Source organism: Pseudonocardia sp. SID8383, assembly GCF_009864975.1.
GTDB classification, from domain to species: domain Bacteria; phylum Actinomycetota; class Actinomycetes; order Mycobacteriales; family Pseudonocardiaceae; genus Pseudonocardia; species Pseudonocardia alni.
On record NZ_WWFY01000948.1, the window covers coordinates 1 to 769 of the forward strand.

General features: G+C 78.0%; 1 protein-coding gene. It reads right to left on the reverse strand.

Annotation, left to right across the window (positions count from 1 at the left end):
• The coding region (locus tag GTW08_RS22470; protein WP_237454077.1) for a condensation domain-containing protein at positions 1-769 on the reverse strand (769 nt) is incomplete at both ends.

Consider the following 769-nt stretch of genomic DNA (forward strand, 5'->3'; position numbering starts at 1 on the left):
CGGCGCCGAGCGCGGGGTCGATCGGCACGTCGACCGCGTCGCCCGCCATCGTCGGCGACGCCGGCTCGGGCCGGTCGGTCGGCAGGTCCAGGCGCTCGGGCAGCCCGGCCAGGGTGCGGGTCCAGAACCCGAGCTGGCGGCCCGCGACCGACGACGGGTCGGCCGGGTCGCCGAGCAGCTCCCGCAGCCACAGGGTGTGGTCGGCGTACTGCACCGGCAGCGGGGTGAGGCGGGGCGCGCGGCCCGCGGACCGGGCCGCGTAGGCGGTCGCGAGGTCGGCCAGGAACGGCCGGTCGGACCACTCGTCGGTGGTGACGTGGTGGAGCACGAGGACCAGTACGTGCTCGCCGGTGTCGGACTCGGTGAGCAGCAGCGCCCGGACCGGCACGTCCGATCCCAGGTCGAACGGGCGCCGGATCTCCGCCGCCACCTCCGCCGGGGTGGCGGCGGCGTCGACGGTGCGGCGCACGAACGGCACCCGGGCCGCCGCGGCGTCGACGACCACCTGGACCGGGACGCCGTCGCCCCCGTCGACGAGCAGGGTGCGCAGCGACTCGTGGCGGGCGACGACGTCGTGCAGCGCCTGCTCCAGTGCGTCGGCGTCCAGGGCTCCGGCCAGCCGGAAGGTGATCGGGAAGTGGTAGGCGCTGTCGCGGCCCGCGTCGGCGTCGAGCCGGTCGAGGACCCAGAGCCGGTGCTGCGCCGACGACGCGGGCAGCGGCTCCGGGCGGGGCCGCGGCGCCAGCACGGGGCGGGCAGGACCGCGCTC